Origin of the sequence: Vibrio sp. M250220, from assembly GCF_036533795.1 — a bacterium.
Taxonomy (GTDB): domain Bacteria; phylum Pseudomonadota; class Gammaproteobacteria; order Enterobacterales; family Vibrionaceae; genus Vibrio.
Window position 1 is genome coordinate 21114 of record NZ_JATABI010000055.1, and the last position, 6027, is coordinate 27140.

The 6027-nt window shown below is 44.5% G+C and carries 5 protein-coding genes; 3 read left to right on the plus strand and 2 right to left on the minus strand.

The window, feature by feature from the left end; translation table 11 throughout:
- Positions 1–15 precede the first annotated feature (15 nt).
- On the minus strand, positions 16–1818 hold the full coding sequence (locus QTN94_RS17005) for a DUF3413 domain-containing protein (protein ID WP_331428336.1): 1803 nt from the start codon (positions 1816–1818) through the stop codon (positions 16–18).
- Between the two features lie 28 nt (positions 1819–1846).
- The gene (locus tag QTN94_RS17010; RefSeq protein WP_138973579.1) at positions 1847–2071 is read right to left on the minus strand and encodes a YejL family protein; all 225 of its coding nucleotides are present in this window, start codon (positions 2069–2071) and stop codon (positions 1847–1849) included.
- Between the two features lie 84 nt (positions 2072–2155).
- Here QTN94_RS17010 and yejK point away from each other — a divergent pair, with 84 nt between their 5' ends.
- The 3 genes from yejK to QTN94_RS17025 all read left to right on the plus strand — a co-directional run bounded on the left by yejK (position 2156) and on the right by QTN94_RS17025 (position 5721).
- On the plus strand, positions 2156–3157 hold the full coding sequence (gene yejK / locus QTN94_RS17015) for a nucleoid-associated protein YejK (RefSeq protein ID WP_138973578.1): 1002 nt from the start codon (positions 2156–2158) through the stop codon (positions 3155–3157).
- Positions 3158–3265: 108 nt separating this feature from the next.
- Positions 3266–4498 carry an Hpt domain-containing protein gene (locus QTN94_RS17020; protein ID WP_138973577.1) on the plus strand — a complete coding sequence of 411 codons (1233 nt, stop codon included), beginning with the start codon at positions 3266–3268 and terminating at the stop codon, positions 4496–4498.
- A gap of 74 nt (positions 4499–4572) precedes the next feature.
- Entirely contained in the window at positions 4573–5721 is a 1149-nt protein-coding gene (locus tag QTN94_RS17025; protein ID WP_331417397.1) for a chemotaxis protein, read from the plus strand.
- Positions 5722–6027 lie beyond the last annotated feature (306 nt).

Below are 6027 nucleotides of genomic sequence, written 5' to 3' on the forward strand. Positions count from 1 at the left end.
CTATAACGCTATGATTTAGTTGCTTTTTGCGTAAAAACGCTGCAATTCAGTCAAGCCTTGCATCAGAACCGGCAAAGTTGGGTTCTCATCTTTTAGACGTTGGTAATTCTCGTCATAGAGTTTGTAGTTACCAAACTTATCAATGACTGTGGTGTCTTTGGTGGTAATTAAGGCTAAATCGCGCGAATCGCCTGCCAAGATCCATCTGCGTTTGCGTTCGTCAAACAGATTACGACCACTACTGAAATCACTTGGGTTCGACGATACGCCGAGTAAGTCTTGAAGCAGAGTGACCGACATATCAAGGTGGCTTGTTCTATGCTGATATTCAGCGGCAACTTTACCTGGCCAGTGAATGATCATTGGAACCTGTAACTGGTAACGACTGTAGTTTGAGTTTGAACCCCAGCTATTGGTTTTCGTCTCGTTAAACTCTGTAGCGTGGTTAGAGGTAATGATGATCACGGTTGAATCACTGAGCTCAAGCGTATTGATTTCTTTGAGCAGCTGAGCGATCTCTAGGTCAGCCGTTGCCACCGATTTTTTATAGCCAGCGATCAATTTGTTTGCTGCTGACTGAGCTTCACCGCTGTCGTATGCGTTAAAGTTATCGACGGTTGTCAGTTCAATGTAACTAAACCAAGGTTTATTGCCTTGTTGTTTTGCCCAATCTGCCCAAGCTTGGATCGCTAGCGAGTCTGGTGATTGAGTGTCGTTAAAGGCAAGACCAGTAAAGTTCATACCGCGGAAAACCGTTTCACCGTAAAGAGGTTCATCAAAGTTATCGCCGCTAAACAGACCGAATTGATACTGCTTTTCGATAAGAGTGTCTATAAGGATAGGCTTAGAGCCCTGTGCCTTAATGCTGCTTGAGTAGCTGCTAGGTAATCCATAGAACAGACCGAAGGTACCAAATGAGTCATTACTTGAGCTGTAATGGTTGGTAAAGTTCAGGTTCTGTTGCGCGAACTGATAAGCCGCAGGCATCGTTTCTTGCGTCAGTACGTCGGAGCGTAGGTTATTGACGCTAACAACCAAAACGTTAAGTGGGTTTGCACGACGGTCAAACTCAATTTTTTCCAGTGGATAGCGTACTAGCTCGTTGCTATCTTGGCTTTGTTCTAAGCGCAATAAATACTCTTCACGGTCAAGCAGCCCGTGTCTTTCCATGAATGACTTCGCGGTCATCGGGTAGGAGAGAGGGAAGTTCGCGCGCTGAGCTGTGATTGGGTTATAAAAATACGCGTCAGCCCAGACATAAATCAGATGGCTTGAGATAAAGCTAACAAAAAACAGTGCCGCGATCGGACGGCCAACATGTTTGTGCGACAACTTACGTTGCTTACGCCACACCCATTCAGATAAGGCAAGCTGCAATAAGAATATCAGTGGCAGGACGATAAATAAGTGCTGCAAGTCTACGGTTAGCGTTGAGCCTTCATCGCTAAATAGCACTTCCCATACCACAGGGGTCAAGTGCAAATTGATGGTTTGGTAGGCTTGCGTGTCGACCAGCAGTACAGTTAAACCGACTGTTGCAAAACAGACCGCCAGTAAGCGGAACAGCTTACGTGACGGAATGATAAAGGTCAGCGGAAATAGAACAAGTAGGTATAAGGCAAAGACAAGGAAACCAAAGTGACCAACCCACGATACTGCTAGGTAGAATTGTCCTAGTAGTGTTTCAGGCCACGGAGATTGAGTGATATAACGGGTTCCGATCAGCATTGCTGCGATGATGTTGAAAAAGGCAAACCAGTGCCCCCAACCCACTAACCGCGATACGCGTTCGCCGTATGTATTTCCGTTATCAACCATGTAAGTGTTCTATTATCCGTTATTGTTCTTAGTGTTTTTTAGTTTCTACAGAAGAAACAAGCGCTTCTGCGAATTTTTCAGCAATTGCTTTGCGTTGTGAAGCAGCAATATCGTGATTTAAGACATTGGTAGCGATATTACCCGCAATCATTAATGCAAGCTCTGGGCCAGCAGAATGTTTTTCAAGTACTGCGGCGATCTCCGTTAGGATTCGTTCAACTTGTTCGTCGCTGTATTTAGATGTAATCGGCATAAAGACTCTTATGATGATAGTAAAGCGGCTTATGATAACCTACAATGCCACGCAACTGAAACCTACGCAGCGATAAATTTCATCATGAGTCTTCATCTTTCAAACGTTATTCTTCATCAACTGCAAAAAAACGATGCCGATGAACTGGTTGTTAACTTTCGAACCGAGTCTCTCGCTAACGATTCTTCTACCGAAAATCTAGTGGCTGAACTGCATCGAGTGTTCAATTCAAAAGCAGGCAAAGGCTTCGGCAGCTTTAAATCAGACAGCGATTTTCAGGTCTGGTTGCAAGAATTACGTCAAGGAAATCAAAATTTTTATGATTTCTCCCAGCTCAGTGCCAACCGTCTGAAGGATGAGCTATCTAAATACCCATTTGCTGATGAAGGCATTTTGGTTATTGCTGAATATCAGTCACTGGCTACTGACTACCTTTTTGTGGCGATCATTCCTTCTAACCAGAGTTTGAAGGTTACGGAAGGGTTGGACATCAGCGCAACAGATTATCTTGATTTATCAAAAATGGATATTGCCGCACGAATCGATTTGACCAGCTTTGAGACGGACAAAGATTCCAACCGTTACCTCGCGTACATCAAAGGACGCGTTGGACGTAAGGTTGCGGATTTCTTCCTTGATTTTCTGCAAGCAGAAGTGGGTCTAGACGCCAAAGTACAAAACCAAGTATTGATGCAAGCGGTCGAAGATTTCTGTGCGGATTCTAAGCTCGAAAAAGAGGAAGTGATCAGCTACAAGAAACAGGTGGCAGATTACTGTAATGAACAAATCAAATCTGGCGATGAAGTTCAGGTGAGAGAATTATCTGGCGAGTTACCTCCATCACAAGATGGCACCAGTTTCTTGGACTACACACAAGAGCAGGGATATCAGTTGGAAGAGAGCTTTCCTGGTGATCGTGCCGCCGTACGCAAACTCACCAAATACGTTGGTGCTGGTGGTGGTTTGAATGTCAGCTTCGATAGTTTGTTACTTGGTGAACGCATTTTCTACGATCCAGAAACAGACACGCTAACCATCAAAGGCACACCACCAAATCTACGTGATCAACTGACTCGAAATAGATAATTGGTATAAGAACTGGACTGACTGCAATATTTTACCAGTTAGTCCTCCACTTCCTCTATATAGTGTATATTCTTGTATTAAAGGGAAATAATCTATTTAGGCGGGAGCATGGAAGGTAAGGCGCTTAAAATCGGGTGGTTGTTACTGTGTGTGTGGGTCGCTTGCATTGCAGTACTCGCAAACAGTTATCGCTCGATCAATGCGACGAAAGAGCAAATCTATGAGCTCGGCAGCAGTATTCAAGACTTGCGAGAGACTTTCTCGTTTGACACGCCTTATCGCGTCCATATGGCGGACTCGCAATCACTCGATCTACAGCTTATCTATGCTCTTCGATTACAAATCGATGCGCATTATCAGAAAAGTTGGTACCTACCAGATGTCAATCAGTTACTTTTTACTACCGACCGATTTATAGAGCAAACACAGATCTACTTGGATAACAATTTAGATCTGCTGACCCTTGTCGAGCAGGTTCGCCTTAAACGTGAACGATACTCAAATGATGCCGAATTATCGCTGCTCTATTACCGAATCAGTGCCAATGTTCTAGAAGCGATTTTCAGCGACCGGAAATCGAGTCCTAAAATCTACCGAGAATTAGACCAAATCTATTCGTTGTCTGCCCAGTTACCAAAGGACGCACGACGGGATTTGCAACAAGTCTTAGCCCAGATTTCGTTGGTTTTAGGGGGGTACGCGCAAGGGCAGTACATCGTCGATAAACTGATGACGCACGATGTCTATGCTCAAATTGATATTCAAAGAATGGCCTACGATCAATTGTTGATGAAGCATATTTGGTTGGGGTTATTGATTACTTTGACTTTTATGCTGGCAGTATTACTGATGCTCCCCCTTGCTTATCGTCATACTCGTCAGGCGGGGTCTCAGCAGGGAGAGGAGTCAGAGCAAGAGGTCGAAGCCTCCACTGCCATCGAAGTTGTTCCGGATGATACGCCAGTAAGAAAAAACACCTTTCACAATGCATCAGATGAGCCTGAGATTAACTTTGAAAAAATGCTTGAATCGTTGAACAACGATATGGAATCGGTGTGCATGTTGTTGGAAGTGTTCATCGTGGACCACCATAAAGACGGTGAGCAGATTACGCTATTGTTGACAGATTCCCCTGAAGAAGCGCAAAGAAAAGCCCATAGTCTCAAGGGGGTGGGCGGCAATCTCGGCGCGACTAAACTACGTCAAGCAGCCAGTAAAGTAGAGGTGGCTATCAAAGACGATATTACTCTGGTGCCAGATTTACTAGATGAGCTGACTTGGCGTCTGGAAAGAGCCATCTCAGAAGCCAGACTTTTCTTAAAAGAGCATAATAATCAGTGAAATTGACGGTATACTGACTTTCAATCGATAAACTATCGAGCTTGTTTTTATTCGCTCAATCTGAGGTTTAGTTAATGCGTCGCTCTTCCGTCATTTGGTTGTTTTTACTGTTATTGCCATTGAGTGGCTGTTCCCTGCTAGAAGTTAAACTGGATAGTCAAACGACGCCGTTAACGCAGCAAGAACTTAATATGAGGCTGCTCACTCGTGAATACACCCAGCAGTTCTTTTCTCAGGTTGAACAAGCAGCGGATACTATCGCTGCCAATTATCAGCCTCAAGACAAGGTTAACCAATCTTATGTTTTGCTATGGAAGATCAACGCCGAAGAAGGGTTACAACGTTCAGCGTATCAAGTTTCTCCAACCGCAGCTCTGATCGATAGCTGGGTCTTCACGGAGCAGATGAATCAATTCTTTAACTCTGGTGCGGGTAGTGAGCTATTTGTCACATCCGATGCCAAGCAAGTCTCGCAAAGGCTATCTCAAGAAATCGATAACTTAGCCCACTCTTTGCTAAAGGGAAGTCGCTATAACACGACTAAAACATTTGTGGCTGAGTTTGCCGCTAAGCACCCATTTGAAGACTTAAGTTTTATTAGAACTCCCGCATATCGTGCTTGGTTAGAAGCAAACCAAATCAGTGAAAGTGAAGCTGTCTCGACGTTGGGTACCATGCCTGAGGCGCTTGGTGATGTGTCGGACCGATTGAGTCTTGTCTCTGAGCAGACGCCAAAGATAATGACTTGGAAAGCGCAATTGATCGCGATGAACAGCAGTATTAGTGGTGAGCAGTTAACGGCGACGCTACAAAGTTTGCAGGCCACTTCTGAATCTTTTCAGGACTTTGTAGAAAACAACCCAGAGTATATGGAGAATCTTGCCAAACAGATGGCGATTCAGTTGCAGCCGCTGGTTAATGATATCGATGTTCGTACCTCGGCGCGCCTCGACCAATTGAGTCTTGAACGTCAGGCGCTAGAGGAGATGGTCGCTCGAGAGCGTGCAGAGATTGCTTTGATCGTCAGTGCAGAGAGAGAGAAATTTACTCAGGATCTCGATAAGGTGTCACAAGACGTGCTGACACTAGCGATGGACAAGTTGGTGGAACTGATTAAGAGTACCATTATCTATTTTGTCCTGTTTATCGTCGCGATATTCTTCGCACCTCTAGGGCTAGGTTACTTGCTTGGTAAACGAAGTGCGGTGAAGAAGAGTGCTTAGATGAGTTTCTAAGTACAAAAATGCAAAATAAGCGCCTCAGATTAGGCAACTCCTATCACTTAACGTGTTCGCAACGCACTGGATAGCAAACCGTACTGTTGCGAACGACCCCTCTGTAGCAGTGGGGTATTTTCTGATTTTTCATCATTTGTGATGGTTTACAGTCTCCTCGGTGCATTTCTTGCTTCCGGGCAACTTTTTGCTCGACCTGAGCAAGATCTTGCTCGATTCGAGCAAAAAGTTGCCCAGCTCGTATATTAACAAATGCTTAAATTGTTGAAATATATACATTTTCATTTTGGCACG